The organism is Burkholderia contaminans, from assembly GCF_029633825.1.
Classification (GTDB): Bacteria; Pseudomonadota; Gammaproteobacteria; order Burkholderiales; family Burkholderiaceae; genus Burkholderia; species Burkholderia contaminans.
The window spans coordinates 1,226,531-1,243,998 of the sequence record NZ_CP090641.1 but is presented as its reverse complement, the minus strand read 5'-3'; the positions used below and the strand labels follow the sequence as shown (position 1 = coordinate 1,243,998).

The following is a 17,468-nucleotide window of genomic DNA, read 5'->3' as shown; positions in this document are numbered from 1 at the left end:
CCCTCTTTCCGGACGACACCGAAGCCATGTTCGACAAGATTCTGATCGCCAACCGCGGCGAAATCGCGTGCCGCGTCGCCGCGACGTGCAAACGTCTCGGGATCGCGAGCGTCGCCGTCTATTCCGACGCGGACGCGAACGCGAAGCACGTGGCCGCGTGCGACGAGGCCGTGCACATCGGCGGCTCGGCCGCCGCGGACAGCTACCTGCGCATCGAGCGCATCATCGAAGCCGCGCGCGCCACCGGCGCGCAGGCAATCCACCCCGGCTACGGCTTTCTGTCGGAGAACGAAGATTTTGCGCATGCGTGCGAAGCGGCCGGCATCGTCTTCATCGGGCCGCCGGTCGACGCGATCGCGGCGATGGGTTCGAAGGCCGCCGCGAAGGCGCTGATGCACGCGGCGGCCGTGCCGCTCGTACCCGGCTATCACGGCGACGACCAGGACGCGGCCAACCTGCATCGCGAAGCCGACGCGATCGGCTATCCGGTGCTGCTGAAGGCCAGCGCGGGCGGTGGCGGCAAGGGGATGCGCGTGGTCGAGCGCTCCGACGATTTCCCGGCGGCGCTCGCGTCGTGCCAGCGCGAAGCCGCGAGCAGTTTCGGCAACGATCGCGTGCTGATCGAGAAATACCTGACGCGCCCGCGCCACGTCGAGGTGCAGGTGTTCGGCGACACGCACGGCAATACCGTGTACCTGTTCGACCGCGACTGCTCGGTGCAGCGCCGTCACCAGAAGGTGCTCGAGGAAGCGCCGGCGCCCGGTTTGCACGACGACGTGCGCCAGGCGATGGGTGAGGCGGCCGTCGCGGCCGCGCGTGCGGTGAATTACGTCGGCGCGGGCACCGTCGAATTCATCATGACGGGCGAAGCGTTCTACTTCATGGAAATGAACACGCGCCTGCAGGTCGAGCATCCGGTCACCGAGATGGTCACGAGGCTCGATCTCGTCGAGTGGCAACTGCGCGTTGCGTCCGGCGAGCCGCTGCCGCTGAAGCAGGACGAACTGCACGTGCGGGGCCATGCGCTCGAGGCACGCCTCTATGCGGAGAACCCGGCGCGCGGCTTCCTGCCGTCGACGGGCACGCTGAAGCACCTGCGGCTGCCGGCCGGCGTCGAGTTCGCGATCGGGGCATCGGTGCGCGTCGACAGCGGCGTGCGCGAAGGAGACGCGATCACGCCGTTCTACGATCCGATGATCGCGAAGCTGATCGTCCATGGCGCGGACCGTGCGGAAGCGCTGAGCCTGATGCTGCGCGCATTGCGTGCCTGTGAAGTGGTCGGCCTGCATACGAACGCCGCGTTCCTGCAGCGGATCGTTGCGTGCGCACCGTTCGCGACGGCCGATCTCGACACGGGCCTGATCGAGCGCAACCACGACACGCTGTTCGCGCCGCAGGAGCCGCCGCGCGCGATGCTTGCGCTCGCGTGTGCGGCGCTGCTTGCACGCGAACGCGGCGCGACCGCGCAGGGTGCGTCGCCGTGGGGCGAGCTGCCGGACTGGCGGCTGAACGGCGGCTATCGCCGTACGCTCGAATGGCACGCGGCCGAACGCGAAGCGGACGTGACGGTCACGTACGAGGACGACGGCGCGGTTGCGCGCCTCGCGATCGGCGACGCCGCCGCGCAACCGTTCGTGTGGACGCGGGGCGCCACGCCGCTCGATTTCGACGTGACGCTCGGCGGCGTGCGCAGCAGCGGCCGCGTGTATGCGGACGGCGACCACTTCCACGTGTTCACGCAGGGCGCGGCCGAGACGTTCGAATGGCGCAACGTGCTCGCGCATGCGGGTGACGCGGAGCAGGGTGGTGGCCGCCTGACCGCGCCGATGCCCGGCAAGGTGATCGCCGTGCTGGTCGAGCCCGGCCAGAAGGTCGAAGCGGGTACGCCGCTGATCGTGATGGAAGCGATGAAGATGGAGCACACGATCGGCGCGCCGAGCGCGGGCGTGGTCGCGGAAGTGCTGTACGGCGTCGGCGACCAGGTTTCGGATGGCGCGCAATTGCTGATGATGGCGGAAGGCTGAGCGCCGCCTGTTTCACCGTATGCGGGCCGGCTGCTGCGGTTGCCGGCCCGTCAAGGAAGCTTCGCGATTCGTTTCACAACCGGGATGGCGACGGACCTGCTTCGATCGCTACGGCAAAACGAAGTAATGCGAATCTTTCTATTGCATTACGTTTCGCACTCTCTTCCGCCCCGACACGTGCCGCTATTTGCGTGCACGCCGCCCGCCTCTTGACGCGACACCGTCGTGTAACACGCTGAAATTAGCATCTCGCCGTCGATATGACCGGTGCGCACCCGCGCCTGGGTCACGTCGTCACCTCCACGGAGAGACGTTATGCGAAACTCGGCCCTACGGCCCTTCGCGGTCGCTGGTCTGATCGCGCTGACCGCACTCCTCGGCGCCTGCAACGACGACGTGACGGCACCCGCCGCACCCGTCGCACAGCAGAAGGCCGCTTGCGGCGGCGGCGTGGTCGCCACCGCGCAGATGCACTGCCCGCCCGGATTCACCGCACCTGCTTCCTCGCCCGCTTCCTGATCCCGGCCGTTTCCACCAGAAATCCAATCAAGAGCAACCAGCATGGCCATCCATTCGCGACGCGACTTTCTGAAGTTCTCCGCCGGCCTCGCCGGTGCGACCGCCGCCACCGCACTGCTGCCCGAATCGATCCGCAAGGCGCTGGCGATCGAGCCGAATTCCGTCACGGGCACGATCCAGGATGTCCAGCACATCGTCGTGTTCATGCAGGAAAACCGCTCGTTCGACCACTACCTCGGTCACCTGAGCGGCGTGCGCGGCTACAACGACCGCTTCCCTGTCACGCTGCCGAACGGCAAGCCGGTATGGTTCCAGCCGCGTCAGGAGGACAAGACGAGCGTGATCGCGCCGTTCCGCTACGACACGACCGACCCGGGCGTCAACGCGCAATGTATCGGCGGCCTGCCGCATACGTGGGCGACGGCGCACGGCGCGATCGACAACGGCCGCGCGGATCAATGGGCGGTGCAGAAGTCGAACATGACGATGGGTTACCACGTCCGCGACGACATTCCGTTCCACTATGCACTCGCCGATGCGTTTACGGTGTGCGACAACTACTTCTGCTCGATTCCGGGCAATACGCACCCGAACCGCATGTACCTGATGACGGGCATGGTCGACCCGCTCGGCACGGGCGGCGGCCCGCTGCTCGACAACACCGACTACATCGACAACCAGTTCGACAAGATCAAGTTGCCGCCCTTCAGCTGGACGACCTACCCGGAGCGCCTCGAGAAAGCAGGTATCTCGTGGCAGATCTACCAGCAGGGCACCGGGTTCGACAACTTCACCGGCAACTACGGCACGAACATGCTCGCGTGCTTCGACAACTTCGTGAATGCGCCGGCCGGTTCGTCGCTGCAGACGCGCGGGATGAGCACGCGCCCGATCACGCAGCTGAAGGCCGACGTGCAGGCGAACGCGCTGCCGCAGGTATCGTGGCTGCTGCCGCCGGCCGCGTATTCGGAGCATCCGAAGTTCACGCCGCTGTACGGCGCGTACTACCTGTCGACGATCCTCGATGCGCTGACGTCGAATCCGGACGTCTGGAGCAAGACGGTCCTGCTCGTCATGTACGACGAGAACGACGGCTTCTTCGATCACGTCGTGCCGCCGTCGGCGCCGACGCTGCCGGGCTCCGGCATGAGTACGGTGGACGTGTCGCTCGAGCGGCACAACGTCGTGACCTCGACGCAGACCGGCACGTACACGGCCGACAACCTGCCGTACGGCCTCGGCCCGCGCGTGCCGATGTTCGTGGTCTCGCCGTGGTCGAAGGGCGGCTTCGTCTGCTCGCAGGTCTTCGATCACACGTCGGTGCTGCAATTCATCGAGAAGCGCTTCGGCGTGATGGAAACGAACATCTCGCCGTGGCGCCGCGCGATCTGCGGCGACCTGACGTCGGCGCTCGACTTCTCGAAATCGGATGCCACGCTGCCGACCCTGCCGAGCACGCAAGCGTATGTCGCGCAGGCGGACCTGCAGTGCTCGCGTGCGTCGTCGCAGACCGCGCCGGCCAGCACCGCGCAGCAGGTCGTGAGCGCGCAGGAACCCGGCACGCGGCCGGCGCGCGCGCTGCCGTACGAACTGCATGTGACCGGCCAGCTCCAGGCGCAGGGCTACGCGCTGACGTTCGCGAATACCGGCACGCAGGGCGCGCACTTCTGGGTCTATACGGGGGATGCGACCGCGATGCCGCGCCGCTATACGGTCGAAGCGGGCAAGCAGCTGACCGATACGTGGGCGCTCGACGCGAACGGCAACTACCTGGTGAGCGTGTGGGGGCCGAACGGTTATTTCCGGCGTTTCGCGGGGTCGGCCGCGGCCGATGCCGGCGCGAAGCCTGAAATCACGCCGTGCTACGACACGGCCAACGGAGACGTGTACGTGACGATCGCCAACGCGGGCACCGGCACGCTCACGGTCACGGCCACCGATGTCGCGTACGGTGGCGCACCGCGCACGCTGACGGTGCCGGCAGGGCAGCGCGTCGAGGCGCGCTGGGATCTGTCGTGCAGCAGCCACTGGTACGACCTGCAGTTCGCCGTGGCGGGGAACGCCGGATGGACGCGCCGCATCGCGGGGCACGTCGAAACCGGCAAGCCCAGCCTCACCGATCCGGCCGCCGTCGCGCCGACGATTACGGCGATCTGACCGTAGGCCGTGCGTGCCGGCGGCTTGCCGGCACGCGATGAGCGCCGTCGCTCGGGAAATTGTTTGTAGTCATCCAGCGGGTTGTGCCGCTTCGAACCTCTGCGTCAGCCCAGCACGCCGTCGTCGTGCGCCATCATCAGCGCACGCATCGCGGACCACATTCCGTAGTAATGCACGATGTAGCTGTCCGCGCGGCGAAACAGCCAGGGCGTGTTGAAGCTGACGAGATCGGCCACGCCTTCGCCGTGCAATTGCCCGTCGCGCTCCATCGCGCGAATGAAATGCAGCTGGTCGCCGTCGCTCGCATAGACGCTCGACCGGTCGTGCAGCGCGGTGATCGTCGTCATCATGTCGCGCAGCATCGCGTCGTTGCGCCCGGTGCGCCGGAATGCCATCACGCCCGAGTTGAACGCCCACTGGCCGAGGTCGTGCGCGAGCAGCCAGTCGCGCCCTTCGAGCAGCGGCGCCAGCGCTTTCTGCTGGTCCGCGATCAGCACGTCGGCATCGAGCCACACGACCCATTCGTGATGCTGCAGGTACGCATGCAGCAGCCACGGCTTGAACCAGTTGCCGGTCGCGTTCAGGCCGATCTCGGCCGGAACGTCGCGATGCACGTAGAGCGTGTAGCCGTGCGTGTCGCAGTACCGCCGGAAATTCCGTTCGGCGACGCGCGCATAGCTGCCGATGTTCGGCGTGTAGAGCGTCATCAACGCGATCGGGCTGCCAGGATTGTAGGTGCTGCGCTCGGCGGCTTCGTCCGGCGTATGGGCGGCGGCGTGATCGAACGAGAACATCGGCCGGCCGGCGGCCTGGCATCGATTGATGTATGCCACGAGCGTGTCGCGGAAACGGGGCGTCGTGCCTTTCCGTTCGGGATCGTGCGGCGTGTCGTCGATGCTGATCGCGAACGTCGGTTCGCGGCTCCACATCGGATCGAGGTCGGGGCTGGTCGGCATGACCGGATACAGCCCGTCGATCGGGGTCATGTAGTGATGCGTGTCGAGCGCCGCGAACAGCGCGGCCTCCGAGGTCAGCCGCGGTTCGCTGCCGAGCTTGCAGCGCTGCACCAGCTGCATCACGATCGCCCGCACGGCCGCCGTATTGCGCCAGATCTGCACGTCGACCTGCGGCAATGGGGGCGCGAACGCGTCGACGAACAGCATGTCTCGGCCGCTCATCAGGCGGTCGAGCGCGACGGGCTCGATGATCGCCGCATCTTCGCTGAGCAGCAGCACGAGTTCGTCGGGCTGCGCGCCGCGCAGCACATGGAGCAGTGATTCGTAGCGATGGAGCGGCCGCAACGGCAGCGCCTGCGGCATCGCGGAGGCGTCGACGATTTCGTGGCGATAGCCGTGCGCCTGCGCGTATTGCCGGTGATTCTCGAGGCTCGCGGGTGCGGCCTGGCCGAAGTGGCTGATGACGATCATTGCGCGCCCGGAAGGTCCGGCAGCGGTCGCCGTAGCCGCTCGCGAACGCTGTCCATGCTCCAGAGTCCGAGACAGCGATCGGACATCGGCACCGTGCCGATGTCGGGCCCGTAGATGACGGATTCGTTGCTGCCCTCGACCAGCAGCGTCAGCGGCGGATCGAGATCGAACGGCGCCATCTCGAGGTTGATGGGCGTCCACTGGCCGGTCGCGATGTTCGCGTTGCGCGGATAGCTGCGGTAGATGAAGGTCGTGGTCAGCAGGTAGCGCGCTTTCGTTGCGGAGAAGCGCTCGAAGGCGCGGAACACGTCCGCATGGGAAAAATGAAACAGGCAGTCGCGGCACAGGATCAGGTCGGCGTCCGGCAACGGATCCCGGAGCAGGTCCAGATGCACGAAACGACGGCTCGGCGAAGTCCACGTCGCCTGGTTGGCCGTCACGAGGGTCTGCACGATATCCGCGCCGATGTAGTCGATGCCGTCGAGGTTGACATGGCGCATCCAGTTGAAATCGCCGCACGGCGCGTCGAGCATGGAGCGCACCCCGTAGCGGCCCAGCAGCCCGGGCAGCTCGCGAATGATCTGCGCGGTGTTTTTCAGCTCCGATCCCCACCCGGACACGCTTTCCTGCGAGTGCCAGCCCTTTTCGTCGTGGATCTTCTGGAAGACTTGCGCGGCATTGTGTTCCATTTCGTCAGCCCTTCTTTTGATCGCGGCTCGGCAAGCCCGTCTGTCGCCCGTTCGAATGCCCGAACAATCCGGCCAACTGGCGTCGGGTGGCACGAGTATCGCACAGCGATCCGGCGGAATTGCGCGGCCGCCCCGCGCGCTGACCATCCCTGACAGTATGGGGCGGGCGCTCCGCTAGAATGCCGGCTTGCCGCCGCCGCGCCGCTTGACGCGGGCGGCGCATCGCGCGCTACACTGCGTCCATTCCCTCCCCATCCAACCTTCCATCCTGCCGACGATGACGTCTCCTGTCCTGAACGGCCTGCGCATCGGTATCACGATCGGACTGCGCGCCCCCGACGAAAGCCTGTGGATCAACGGCATCAAGCAGAACGCGTTGTTTCTCGCGAAGCTGCTGATGGCGTCGCCGCACGGCTACCGCGTGACGCTGGTCAACACCACCGACGTGCCGCTCACCGATGCGCTGCCGTGGGATCGCAACGTGTTCGACACGCGCACGTTCGACGACATGAAGGATTCGCTCGACGTGGTGATCGAGCTCGGCGGGCAGGTCAACGGCGAGCAGACGGCGTATTTGAAGGCGCGCGGCGCGAAGCTCGTCAGCTACTGCTGCGGCGTCGAGTACATCAACGTGATGGAGTCGATGCTGTTCGGCCGCCGGCTGTGGGATTCGCTGTTCATCAACCGCGGCTACGACGAGGTGTGGGCGATTCCGCAGATCGCGCCTTCGTCGCTGCCGTTCCTGCAGTCGCTGCGCCGCTGCCCGGGGCGCGTCGTGCCGTTCGTGTGGGATCCGATGTTCCTGAGTGCGCGCGCCGCGCCGCTGCCCGAGCACGGTGAATACCGGCCGCGCAGCGAGCCCGGCAAGCGGCTGACGGTGATGGAGCCGAACCACGACGTGGTGAAGTTCTGCGTGTATCCGATGCTGATCATCGACGAAGCGTATCGGCGAGACCCCGATGCGATCTGCTTCACGCACGTGACGAATGCCCTCCATCTCGCACACGACAGCCCGGAGTTCGTGATGCTGATGAACTACCTCGACATCGTGCGCGCGGGCAAGGCGAGCTTCGTCGGGCGCTTCGATACGCCGCTGTTCCTGGCCGACCTGACCGATATCGTCGTGTCGCACCAATGGTCGAACCCGCTCAACTATTTCTATTTCGACGTGTGCTGGCAGGGCTATCCGCTCGTGCACAACGCGAGCCTCGCGCCCGATCTCGGCTACTACTATCCGGACAACGACGTGCAGCAAGGCGCCGATGTGCTGCTGCGCGCGCTGCATACGCACGACGACGACTGGGAAGCGTACACGCGGCGCCAGCGCGAGATCCTCCGCCGCTATACGTCGGCCAATCCGGCACTCATCGCCGAATACGATGCGCTGCTCGCGAACCTGGTCGGCGCATCGGCCGCATGAGGCCTGATCGTTCGGGCGACGCACACCGTCGCGCCGAATCCCGCCATCGGGATTGTCCCGCCCTAATGTCTGACGAAATGGTGCCGTTAAAAAAGAAACCGCCGAACCCGAACGGTTCGACGGTTTTGAAGGCACGAATCTGACGGCTCCGAGGGAAGTCCGTCGGAAATCATTTTAAAGGTTAACAAGTATTTAAGATTGTTAAAAATGGTTCAATTGATAATCGTCATATGAATTAACTTGGTATTATCGATTCGAGGCGACTTGATTCCGTTTATAAATTTAATAATTAGTTTGAAACGGGAAAATTGAATGCTGCAGTGATCGAATGGCGCACGGCGGCCGATTTTCAGCGAAAGGAAAATCGGGCGAAAGGCCTCCGCAACAGGCCTCCGAGATGAGCTTGGCCGCGGAAGCGGGCAGTACTTCGCGGGCCGGTATTGGTCTGATCAATTGAGAATATCCCGATTTCGTGGCCCGTAAATTGCCGGACAATTGATTCGGGAAAGATTGTTTAGAAGAAGATAATAAACAGCATCTGCGTCGGGTTCCGCAATTTGCGCTAGTGTGACCTGTCGCACAGTCGGTATCGCGCGTACATGGTGTATTTCAGGTAACCGAATATCGTTGAAAATATCGAATTTGACGGCGCGCCGAAGCGAAAAGTACGCTCCCGGAAAAGATCGACATAACAGGATGGGCCGGGTAGGCGGCGGAGCACGTCATGCTCCGCATGTTTCTTGAGGTCGAGCCGCGATCGGCGGCTCGCCATTTGCCGGAGCGCCGGATGAATGCGGTCGAAGCTCGCCTGGAGGCGAATCGGGAAGTGAATCGGGACGAAATCGATCTCGTGTTCGGCGCCCCCGACGATCATCCCGACCTCGCGTCGGTACGCAGTTTCGTGGAAAGCCGGCTCGGGTTTGCGCAGGAGCCCGTGTGCCGGGCCGACCTGTCGGGCGGTGTGCTGTATCAGGAGTGCCTGGCGCGATTGCGGTGGGGCGAGCGCGATGCGCTGCCGCCGGCCGCGTTCCTGCCGCGCCTCGAGGCGCTCGGGCTGATGCGGTGGTTCGACCGGCTCGTGGTCGGCCGGGCGATTGACGCACTGCGCGCCGATCCGGCTGCCGTTTACGGCTGCAACGTGGCGGCAGCGAGCGCGGTGGTCGACGACGCGTGGCTGGCCATCTTCAGGCGGCTCGAGCGCGAGCCGTCGGTCGCGGCGCGCCTGGTGGTCGAGATCACGGAGACGGGGCCGCTGAACCCTGTCGCGGGTCGTTCGTTCGTGAACCGCTTCCGGCAAGCCGGGTGCCGCATCGCGATCGACGATTTCGGTGTCGGCTTCAGTGCTTTGAACAACCTGGTGGTCGGCAATCCCGACATCGTGAAGCTCGACCGGTCGATCCTGTCGCTGATCAAGCGCAACGCGATCGGGCGTTACCAGTTCCGCCGGCTGATCGCGTTCGCGCATGAAGGCGCGCGGCACGTCGTCGTCGAGGGCGTGGAGAGCGAGGTCGACCGGCAGATCATCGTGGATGCGGGCGTCGCCTGGGCGCAGGGCATCCGTTTTTCGTGGCGGTCGCCGGCCGTCGCGTGACGGCGCGGGAACAGGCGAGGTGGCGTGCCGGATGCACGCCGATGTCGGGCGTGATCGGCGCGTGGCCGGGACGAATCGCAAAGGGGTTGAGCATGGCAGGCACGAAGGCCGGAGGCGGAACGGGCACGCAGGCGACCGGTGCGCGCGACCTCGTCGCGATCACCGAGCTGGCCGACATGCTGTGGCAACTGGGCGCCGAATCGACCGATGTGCCGATCGACGTCGCGCCGTACCTCGACGGCCTGAAATCCATTGCGCGCCGGATTCAGCGAATGACGCCGCTCGACGCCGGTGGCCGCGAGCTGGCGGCGCGGCACTATTACGCGGCCGTCATCGCGGGCGCGTGCGGCGACGATTCGGCCATCGCGCGTGGCGTATCCGACAGCCTCGTCAAGCAGTCCGGCGGCGCCAGCCGGCCGGTGGCGCGTTGCTTCGCGGTGCTCGCGCGGATGGGGCGGCGGCATGGCCGTACGTTCGCCGCGCAGAGCGGCGATCGGGTACTGGTCTAGCGCCTGTTCACGCCCGTCACGGGCCACCGCGCGAGACGCACGGCCCGCGTCGACATCATCCGCACGCCGCGGCCCCGATCCGCATCCCGTCGATCAATCCTTCCCGAATCCGCCGAGCACGAACGCCATCGCGCGGTCGACCGCGTCGTCCCATTGCCCGACGCGTGCGGCGCGCACGATCCGGATGCCCGGATAGAGCGCGGTGCGCGAGCCGGTTTCCCAGCGCGCGTCGGCTTTCGGGCTGAGCAGCAGCACGGCCGGCACGCCGAGCGCGCCGGCGAGATGGATGTGCGCGGTGCAGGTGGTCACCACGGCATCCAGCGCCAGCATCAGCCCCGCCAGGTCGCTGAAATCGCCGATCGCCTGGTGCGGGAACGTCACCGGCAGGTCCGATTGCTCGGACTGCGCGGACAGGTCGCGGTTGATGCAGTACGCGGCGTGGCCATGCATCCGCGTCAACGGCGCGAGGTCGCGCAGGCTGGCCGCGCGATGGAAGCGCGCGTCGCTTTCGTCGCGACCGCGCCAGTTGAGCCCGATGCGGCGCGTGCCGGCGGGATGGCCGTCGCGCTCCACGCGCTCGCGCCACGCGGCCGCGCGCTCGGGCGGGCACGACAGGTACGCGGCCGCCGATCCTTTGGGCGCCGGTGCGTAGCCGAACTGCGCAGCGAGCACCAGGAACGAACACCAGTAGTCGTGCGCGATCTGCGACGTGTCGACCCACGCGCCGTGCGCACCGATGAATTCGAGGTGCGGGAACGTGTGACGCAGCAGGCCGGTCAGCGCGTCCGGCACGACGACGGTCACGCTCGTGCAGCCGAGCGTGTCGAGTGCGCCCAGGTAGCGCGCGTACTGGAGCTGGTCGCCGACGCCGCCGTAGCTGAGCACCAGCAGCCGCTTGCCTTGCAGCGGCTGGCCCTGGTAGAGCCGCTCCGTCGGCAGCCCGAACTGCGCGGCCGTCAGCACGTTTTCGCTGGAGATGGTGGCACGGGCGGCCTCGTCGCGCCGGCCGGCGCGCAGCAGCAGCGCCGAACGGGCCAGCTCGATGCGGCCGCGCGCCGCGTCGGGGAGCGCGGCGGGATCGCCGAAGCGTTCGAGCGCCGCCAGCCCGGCATCGGGCGCACCGGCGAAGCCGTAGCACGACGCGAGTTGCAGTGCGATCGCATCGTCGTCGAGCCCGCGGCCGAGCGCGCGCTGCCAGCGGGCAATGGCATGCCCCCACTCGCAGCGCGACTCGTGGTCGAGCGCGCGGTTCCAGTTCGTTTCGGGCGCGTCGGTGTCGGCGGCGGTCGCTGGCGGGTGGTGCGTGTCGTCATCGGCCGTCGCTTCGATCGTGACCTGCTCGATCGCGATGGTCAGCCGCTGCGGATCCCAGCGCGGGTTCGGCACGCAAAGCAGGTTCAGCGGGTCGACCCGGTAGAACGTGTAGTCGAGGCCGGCAAAGGTGGCGATGATCGGCGCCTCGCCGACTTTCCAGTATTCGACCCAGCACCACGGAAGGTGCGTCTCGATCAGCCGGCGCGCGCCGCGCAGCGCGTCGATCTCCATCCCTTCGACGTCGAGCTTCAGGAAATCCAGTCGTGGCAGGCCGAGCGAATCGAGCGTGACGACCGGCGTCGGCGTGCCGCCTTCCGTGCGCGCGTCGACGAGCGAGACCTGGCCGAAGTCGGCGGCCTGCCCGTAATCGACGTCGGGCACTTTCATCGTGCCGTTGACGCCCCCGACACCCATGTTCAGCAGATGGAGGTTGTCGAGCTGGTTGAGCGCGACGGTGCCGCCGAGCGCATGAAACAGCGTGCGCTGCGGCTCGAATGCATACACGCGGCCGCCGCGCGCGCGCAGCCGGTGCGCGATCGGCACGCACACGAGCCCTGCATTCGCGCCGCCGTCCACAGCGATCGCATCGTCCGGCAACTGGTCGATCACCTGCAGGATCGCGTCGAGCTCGTGCTGGATGTGCGGCCGTCCGGTCTTGATCAGCGCCTCGGCTTGATATGCGCAGTGCCGGTTGATGACGAACGGACCGTGAATCGAATCGATCACGACGAAATTGCGGACGGTCTGATTCATGGACGGTAGGTAGCGTGGACGAATGAGGTCAGCCGAGCGCGCGGCCGTCGAACAGCTGCCGGATCTGCGCGGAATACGCGTGGACGTTGTGCTCGGCGAGCGTGTCGACGTGATGCAGGCAGCGGCGGGCCGCGGCCGCGTAGTCGTCGAGCCGCCCGTCATGCGTCTGCGCGGCGGTCGCGATCGCACGCGCCGCATCGAAGATCTCGAAGTCCGGGTAGTAGTAGCCGACGTCGCGCAGGAACGGCGAGTTGTGCACGAGCGGGTAGTTGCCGTACAGCGCGTCGTACAGCAGGTAGTTGAGACCGTTTTCCCAGTGATGGGACACGACGATGTCGGTGTGATGCGCGGCCCACGCGACGAACGGTGCGCGCACGTCGGCGGTTGCCTTGCCGTCGCGCACCATCTCGAGCCCGAGCGCGAGATGCTTGAAGGCGACGTTTTCCTTCTTGTCGAACGTGTTGGTCATGAACACGTGCTCGACGAGCTCCGGATGCTCGACATAGCACGCGTTCGCGGCGAGCATCGGCACGATCGAGCTCTTCACGACGTTCAGGTTCGGCTCGAAGAACGCGATGCGCTTCGCGGTGCCGTGGTTGCGATAGCCGAAGCGCGCCTTCAGTTCAGGATCGGCGTCGAGGCTGCGCTCGATGAAATACGGCGACCAGATGTGCGGCAGCTCGATTACCGGCGCGCGATAGACGGCCTGGAAATATGCCGCGCACGTGTGCATGTGCTGCGGGTTGGTCCAGATCTCGTCGAACTGCACGCGGTTCGGGTTCGGCCGCCACTGATTCTTCTCGAAGTTGATCGTCTCGACCGCGATCACGTAGTCGTTGCCGAAGCGGTACGACACGCACTTGCCGCCGCGCCGGCGCACGGCATCCGTGTGGGTCTGATCGACGAACGCATTCATTTCGATCAGCAGGTCGGTCTGGTGGACGACGGCCGACAGCGGCCGCAGCGCGTCGCCGAACGCGTCCATCATCAGCGCTTGCGGATAGTCGGTGATGCCGTCGTCGTGCGCGAGCCAGACCTCGCCGATCAGCGGCGACTGCTTCAGCAGCATGTACAGGAACACGCAGTGCTGATTCGCGCCGTTGTACCAGATCGACTGCGTCGCGTCGCGTTGCACGTTCATCGTTATCGCGACATTGAGTTTCATCAGGTGCTCCGTGGTGCGGACGATGCGCGGATTACGGCGTGCCGCTCGGCGACTTGTACGGTACGTAGCCGGTCAGGTGCCACTGGCCGTCGTCGAGACGAAAGCTCAGCTTCTCGAACATGGTTTCGCCATTCGCCAGCGTCGTGGTGTACGCGACGTTCGCGTAGAAACCGTCGGGTGTCGTCGAGGCATTCACGGAGTGGATACGCGTGATCTGCGTCCACTCGCGGTGGCTGACCGGGCCGACGCCCTGGCGCGCCCGCTGCGTGTCGGCGACGAACTGGTCCTGCTTGATGCGCGCCTTCACGAACGGGGCGGCGTCGGTCCACACCGCGCCGAACTGACCGGCGTCGAGCTGCTTGAGCACCGCGGCCGAGTCGCTGAGCAGCGTGTCGGCCGACGGGCCGGTCGATTGCGCGTGCGCGCCGATCGCGATCGAAGCGGCGGCGAAGCCGATCAGCCATTTGGCGCGGGTGAGGGGCGTGCGTGCATTCATGTCGGAGTCCGGAAAGGGCGGCGCGTCACGCGTCGCGATAGAGGGTGGCGATCGCGTCCGTATAGGCGGCGACGTTCTCGGGGTTGTAGATGCTGACGGCGCTGAGCACGTGCCTCGACTGCTCGCGGTACGCCTCGAGGTTGGCATCATGTTCGGCAAACGCCTTCAGCAGCGCGCGGCCGCCGGCCTGGCAGTCGAAGTCCGGATAGAAATACCCGGCCTTGCCGAGGAACGGCGAGTTGTGGATCAGCGGATAGTCGCCGTACAGCAGCTCGTAGTACAGGTAGTTCTGCGCGTTTTCCCACGTGTGCGACACCACCGCATCGCCGTACGCGGCCATGAACTCGTACACCGCATAGCGGCTTTCGAACGTCGTGATCCCGTGGTTCACGATGTCGAGGCTCTTCGCGAAGTGGACGAACGTCGCATGTTCCTTCAGGTGCAGCGTGTTGCACACGCGCACGAACTCGAGGAAATCAGGCTTCGCGCGATACGCTTCCTCGGCCACCAGCATCGGGATGACGCTCGTCTTCACCATGCAGATGTTCGGCTCGAACATCGTCACGCGCCAGCGCGGCTTGCCGGGCTCATAGCCGAACGACAGCCCGGCGCCGAGCGTCGCGCGCGCCTTGTCGAACAGCATCGGGTGCCAGATGTGCGGGACGATCGTGACGGGCGCGCGCAGGCCCGTCTGGTAATAGTGCAGGCACGTGCGCTCGAATTCGGGGATCGTCCACACGGCGTCGTACGGCGCGCCCGAGAACAGGAAACCCGACGGCTTGTCGAACATCGCGCGTTCGATGTCGATCACGTAGTCGTTGCCGACCCGCATCGTGACGACCTTGCCGCCGCGCTCGCGGAACGCGCGCAGGTAGTCGGCGCCGAACTGCGCGCTCATTTCGATCAGCACGTCGCAGCGCTGCAGCGCTTCGTCCATCGACAGCAGCGGCACGTCCCATTCGCCGAGCATCATCTGCGGATCGGCGACCTGTTCGCCGCCGTTCACCATCACGGCTTCCGCGACAAGCGGCGACTGGCGCAGCAGCAGGATCAGCAGCAGGCAGTTCTGGAAAATGCCGTTTTCCCACAGCGACTGGCCGGCGCCGCGCACGAACAGCGATACGCCGACGACGAGACGCTTGCCCTCGCCGGGCGCTTGACGGGCATTGGAGTCCGACATGCGTATGCTCCGGTTCAGGCGACCAGACGCGAGACGAACGCGTCGAGGTTCGCGGGGTTTTCGAGCGAGACCGACTGCAGCAGCCGGCCGGCCTTCGCGCGGTAGTCGTCGAGGCGTTCGTCGTGATGCAGCCAGGCCTCGAGCAGCGCACGGCCGCCTGCCGCGGAATCGAAGTCCGGGTAGTAATAGCCGGCGTCGCCGATCAGCGTCGAGTTGTGGATCAGCGGGTAGCCGCCGTACAGCACGTCGTAATACAGGTAGTTCTGCCCGTTTTCCCAGTGGTGCGAAACGACCGCGTCCGCATGGCGCGCCATGAAGCCCGGCAGGTCGAGGCGCGGCTCGAAGGTCGCCTTGTGCTGGCGCACGAGGTCGAGGCTGTTCGCGAAGTGCACGAAGGTCGGATGCTCCTTCATGTGCAACGAGTTCACGACGAACATGTGCTGGACCGCGTCCGGGCGCGTGCGGTAGAACTCGTCGCACGCGAGCATCGGGTAGTGGCAGGACTTGGCGACCGAGATGTTCGGTTCGAGCGTCGCCAGGTGCCACGGGCGGCGGCCCGGCCGATAGCCGAACGTCGCGCCTTCCGCGGCGAGCGCGGCGACGCGGCGATCGAGGAAGTACGGCGACCAGATGTGCGGCATCAGGTGGACGGGCGCGCGCAGGATGGTCTGCAGCATCGGCGCGGCCGTCTTGTCGTATTGCGGCAGCAGCCACACTTCGTCGAACGGCGCGCCGTTGAAGATGTGCCCGGACGGTTTGCCGAAGATCGGCGTTTCGCACAGGCCGGCATACACGTGCCCGCAGAAGAACGCGGCGATTTTCTTGCCGAGCGCCTTCATGTGCCTGAGCCATTCCACCGGCAACTGCGCGCCCATTTCGATCACGACGTCGAGTTCGTGCGTGACGTCGGAGGGCTTCACGAGCGGGATGTCGAGGCCGTCGAGTTCGAGGCCGGCCGGCAGCGCGCTGGCGTCGCCGCCGTTCAGGAAGTAGACGGGGCCGACGCGATCCGAGCGCTTGAGCATCATCGCGAGGAACGCGATGTTCTGGTGTATGCCGTTTTCCCAGATCGCCTGGCCGTCGCGCGCAAACAGCGAGATGCCGACTGCCGGCCGTTGCTTGCGGGTGCCGCCCGAGGCGGCCTCATTGATGTCCGTCACCGGTTGGTTTCCTCTGCGGCGTCGTGCGTCCGGGTATCGCGTCGAGCGTCTGGCCCGGAAGCGGCGCGCCGTGGATCGTCATGGTTGCATGTGCGCCGGTGCGCCGCGGCGGGCGAATCGGGCGACCTGGTTCGCGAGGGCGGCAGCCGGTATCCGGCGTGTCGTCGGGCACGCCTGGCACGGCGTGCGATTCGGGCAGGCTGCCCCGGCGACTGTCTGCGGCGATTGTGGCACGGAAACCACCGGTTTTGGCGGGACGTGACGAACTTTGACATAGCCGCCGGCCAACGGAAACGGGCACCGGCGAAGCGGCGCCCGGGGTGGTCCGGCGGAGGTCGGGTGCGGGGCCGGCGGCCGGCCGGACCGGGGCGCCGCGCGCGGCGGCGGCCCGCTCAGTGCTGCAGGCGGATTTCGACGCGGCGGTTGCTGGCGCGGCCTTCCGGCGTCGCGTTGGACGCGACCGGATCGGCCTTGCCGCGACCCGTGACCGTCAGCGAGTCGGTCTTCAGGCCGTGCGCCTTCAGGTACGCCGCGACGGATTCGGCGCGGCGCTTCGACAGCGCGAGGTTGTAGTCGTCGCTGCCCACCGAGTCCGTAAAGCCGGTGACGCTCACCTGCGAGTACGTATGGTCGGCGCGCTCGCTCAGCAACCGGTCGAGCGATTCGCGCGCGGTCGGGGCGAGCGTCGCGTGGTCGGTCGCGAACAGCGCGTCGCCCGACAGGTTCACCTGTTCGACGGTGGCAGCCGCCGGCGCGGCGGCCGGGGCCGAAGCCGCCTCGGCCGGTGCGGCGCCGCACTGGAACACGAGCGTCGCGGGATCCGATTTGTCGCGCAGCGCGCGGGCCGAGTCGACGGCGCGCACGGGCTCTTCGCCGCAAATCTTGCGGGCGGCCTTCATGCAGGTCTCCGGGCCCGACAGCAGGCCGTGGCAGTCCACCTGGAAGGTGCGCACGCCGTCGCGCGGCTGCAGTTCGGAGGCGCTGAAGGTCGGGCCGGATGCGGTGGAGCACGCGGCGAGGGCCGTTGCGGAGAGTGCGAGCGCAAGAGCGAGTTTGTTCACGGT

14 protein-coding genes are annotated in these 17,468 nt (G+C 66.6%); 6 read left to right on the top strand and 8 right to left on the bottom strand.

All coding sequences use genetic code 11. The features are described from left to right. Positions 1-26: 26 nt before the first annotated feature. From LXE91_RS23260 to LXE91_RS23250, 3 genes are all read left to right on the top strand, one after another. Entirely contained in the window at positions 27-2,024 is a 1,998-nt protein-coding gene (locus tag LXE91_RS23260; protein ID WP_039339633.1) for an acetyl/propionyl/methylcrotonyl-CoA carboxylase subunit alpha, read from the top strand. Between the two features lie 315 nt (positions 2,025-2,339). Beyond that, positions 2,340-2,543 (top strand): hypothetical protein, encoded by a 204-nt coding sequence (locus LXE91_RS23255; protein WP_039339629.1) that lies wholly within the window; start codon positions 2,340-2,342, stop codon positions 2,541-2,543. 42 nt (positions 2,544-2,585) lie between these two features. Continuing rightward, positions 2,586-4,700: a phosphocholine-specific phospholipase C gene (locus LXE91_RS23250; RefSeq protein ID WP_046544123.1), complete on the top strand. Its 2,115-nt coding sequence runs from the start codon at positions 2,586-2,588 to the stop codon at positions 4,698-4,700. 104 nt (positions 4,701-4,804) lie between these two features. Here LXE91_RS23250 and LXE91_RS23245 read toward each other — a convergent pair whose 3' ends face one another. Beyond that, on the bottom strand, positions 4,805-6,127 hold the full coding sequence (locus LXE91_RS23245) for a glycosyltransferase family protein (RefSeq protein ID WP_039339625.1): 1,323 nt from the start codon (positions 6,125-6,127) through the stop codon (positions 4,805-4,807). After that, positions 6,124-6,909 (bottom strand): class I SAM-dependent methyltransferase, encoded by a 786-nt coding sequence (locus tag LXE91_RS23240; RefSeq protein WP_157644947.1) that lies wholly within the window; start codon positions 6,907-6,909, stop codon positions 6,124-6,126. Before LXE91_RS23240 ends, LXE91_RS23245 begins: the two co-directional genes overlap by 4 nt. A gap of 184 nt (positions 6,910-7,093) precedes the next feature. On the opposite strand from LXE91_RS23240, the gene LXE91_RS23235 reads away from it, so the two are divergent. From LXE91_RS23235 to LXE91_RS23225, 3 genes are all read left to right on the top strand, one after another. Continuing rightward, on the top strand, positions 7,094-8,236 hold the full coding sequence (locus LXE91_RS23235) for a DUF2827 domain-containing protein (protein WP_039339623.1): 1,143 nt from the start codon (positions 7,094-7,096) through the stop codon (positions 8,234-8,236). Between the two features lie 787 nt (positions 8,237-9,023). Then, positions 9,024-9,827, top strand: coding sequence for an EAL domain-containing protein (locus tag LXE91_RS23230; protein WP_039339621.1), 804 nt, complete (start codon positions 9,024-9,026; stop codon positions 9,825-9,827). 92 nt (positions 9,828-9,919) lie between these two features. Next, positions 9,920-10,336 carry a hypothetical protein gene (locus LXE91_RS23225; protein ID WP_039339757.1) on the top strand — a complete coding sequence of 139 codons (417 nt, stop codon included), beginning with the start codon at positions 9,920-9,922 and terminating at the stop codon, positions 10,334-10,336. Positions 10,337-10,429: 93 nt separating this feature from the next. On the opposite strand, the gene LXE91_RS23220 is transcribed toward LXE91_RS23225, so the two are convergent. From LXE91_RS23220 to LXE91_RS23195, 6 genes are all read right to left on the bottom strand, one after another. Continuing rightward, positions 10,430-12,403: an FkbM family methyltransferase gene (locus tag LXE91_RS23220; RefSeq protein WP_039339617.1), complete on the bottom strand. Its 1,974-nt coding sequence runs from the start codon at positions 12,401-12,403 to the stop codon at positions 10,430-10,432. Between the two features lie 28 nt (positions 12,404-12,431). Next, positions 12,432-13,568, bottom strand: a complete 1,137-nt coding sequence (locus LXE91_RS23215; protein ID WP_039339615.1) for a DUF2827 family protein — start codon at positions 13,566-13,568, stop codon at positions 12,432-12,434. A gap of 31 nt (positions 13,569-13,599) precedes the next feature. Further along, positions 13,600-14,064 carry a DUF4019 domain-containing protein gene (locus LXE91_RS23210; RefSeq protein WP_039339612.1) on the bottom strand — a complete coding sequence of 155 codons (465 nt, stop codon included), beginning with the start codon at positions 14,062-14,064 and terminating at the stop codon, positions 13,600-13,602. 25 nt (positions 14,065-14,089) lie between these two features. Continuing rightward, positions 14,090-15,244 (bottom strand): DUF2827 domain-containing protein, encoded by a 1,155-nt coding sequence (locus tag LXE91_RS23205; RefSeq protein ID WP_039339610.1) that lies wholly within the window; start codon positions 15,242-15,244, stop codon positions 14,090-14,092. A 14-nt stretch (positions 15,245-15,258) separates the two neighbouring features. Continuing rightward, positions 15,259-16,404 carry a DUF2827 domain-containing protein gene (locus tag LXE91_RS23200; RefSeq protein WP_046544122.1) on the bottom strand — a complete coding sequence of 382 codons (1,146 nt, stop codon included), beginning with the start codon at positions 16,402-16,404 and terminating at the stop codon, positions 15,259-15,261. A gap of 392 nt (positions 16,405-16,796) precedes the next feature. Beyond that, a complete protein-coding gene (locus LXE91_RS23195) occupies positions 16,797-17,465 on the bottom strand; it encodes an OmpA family protein (RefSeq protein ID WP_039339605.1) in 669 nt (222 codons plus the stop codon). Between the last annotated feature and the right edge of the window lie 3 nt (positions 17,466-17,468).

Bases quoted from the DNA above. Each gene is read 5' to 3' on its own strand.
- LXE91_RS23260 (WP_039339633.1), top strand. From the start codon at position 27: ATGTTCGACAAGATTCTGATCGCCAACCGCGGCGAAATCGCGTGCCGC.
- LXE91_RS23255 (WP_039339629.1), top strand. From the start codon at position 2,340: ATGCGAAACTCGGCCCTACGGCCCTTCGCGGTCGCTGGTCTGATCGCG.
- LXE91_RS23250 (WP_046544123.1), top strand. From the start codon at position 2,586: ATGGCCATCCATTCGCGACGCGACTTTCTGAAGTTCTCCGCCGGCCTC.
- LXE91_RS23245 (WP_039339625.1), bottom strand. From the start codon at position 6,127: ATGATCGTCATCAGCCACTTCGGCCAGGCCGCACCCGCGAGCCTCGAG.
- LXE91_RS23235 (WP_039339623.1), top strand. From the start codon at position 7,094: ATGACGTCTCCTGTCCTGAACGGCCTGCGCATCGGTATCACGATCGGA.
- LXE91_RS23230 (WP_039339621.1), top strand. From the start codon at position 9,024: ATGAATGCGGTCGAAGCTCGCCTGGAGGCGAATCGGGAAGTGAATCGG.
- LXE91_RS23225 (WP_039339757.1), top strand. From the start codon at position 9,920: ATGGCAGGCACGAAGGCCGGAGGCGGAACGGGCACGCAGGCGACCGGT.
- LXE91_RS23220 (WP_039339617.1), bottom strand. From the start codon at position 12,403: ATGAATCAGACCGTCCGCAATTTCGTCGTGATCGATTCGATTCACGGT.
- LXE91_RS23215 (WP_039339615.1), bottom strand. From the start codon at position 13,568: ATGAAACTCAATGTCGCGATAACGATGAACGTGCAACGCGACGCGACG.
- LXE91_RS23210 (WP_039339612.1), bottom strand. From the start codon at position 14,064: ATGAATGCACGCACGCCCCTCACCCGCGCCAAATGGCTGATCGGCTTC.
- LXE91_RS23205 (WP_039339610.1), bottom strand. From the start codon at position 15,244: ATGTCGGACTCCAATGCCCGTCAAGCGCCCGGCGAGGGCAAGCGTCTC.